The sequence below is a fragment of the Shewanella sp. SM55 genome (assembly GCF_025654025.1).
Lineage (GTDB): Bacteria > Pseudomonadota > Gammaproteobacteria > Enterobacterales > Shewanellaceae > Shewanella > Shewanella oncorhynchi.
Window position 1 is genome coordinate 1 of sequence record NZ_JAKKRS010000035.1, and the last position, 817, is coordinate 817.

Below are 817 nucleotides of genomic sequence, written 5' to 3' on the forward strand. Positions count from 1 at the left end.
GCGATTCTCCGGTGCGGCCAGCTCGGCACCGATGCCCAGCAAGGTGCTCAGCGCAGCACCGGCGAAGACGCGATCCCAGTGCCAGTCCACCCCGTCTTCCAGACCCGAATAGCCCGCTGGATCGGTGCCGACCAGCTTGTCGAGCTGGAACGAAGACGTATCCGGCAGGATCACCCGATTCCACACCACCTGCACGCGGCTCTGCCCATAGCTCACCTGGCTGTTGTACTTGCCCAGCAGGCGCGAGCCTTGCGGGATCAGCACGTACTTGCCAGTGGCCGTGTCGTAGACCGGCTCCGTTACCGTGGCGATTACATCGCCCGGCAGGTCGGACTTGATGCCCGTCATTAGCGCAGCAGCGATGACCGTGCCCGCCATGACTTGATACGGCGATGCGGGTATTTGYAGAGAGCCGGAATTACGGGTTTCCGTAGAACCGGCTTTGGACAGAAACGCCTCTTTCTGGTCTTGTCGGTTCTGTACTGTCGTGGGATCGGCGGACTGCGCTGCTGTCGAGGCCGGGCCAGCAGCCATCGGATCAAAGGCGACATTCGCGGCTAGCGCTGTGGCGGCAGGCAAGGCCTGCGGCTGCGCGGCAGCGGCCACCTTTTGGCCACCCGAGCGGAAGAACACCGACGAAGCTGCCGCTTCCTCGGCCTGCTTCAAACGCGCCAGGCGCTCAACCTCGGCCGGGTCATGGACAGGCTGCTGATAGACATAACCCTGCGCCTGTTGCTCGGCCCTGTGGATCGGGCCACCCAGGTCGCCTGGCAGCGGCGCACCGAGCTGCGGCACTGGGGCTGGCAGGGTCGGTGGC

Annotated in this window: 1 protein-coding gene; it reads right to left on the reverse strand. The window is 65.0% G+C overall.

Annotation, left to right across the window (positions count from 1 at the left end):
* The coding region (locus tag L5L91_RS22555; RefSeq protein ID WP_317630190.1) for a TrbI/VirB10 family protein at nucleotides 1-817 on the reverse strand (817 nt) is incomplete at both ends.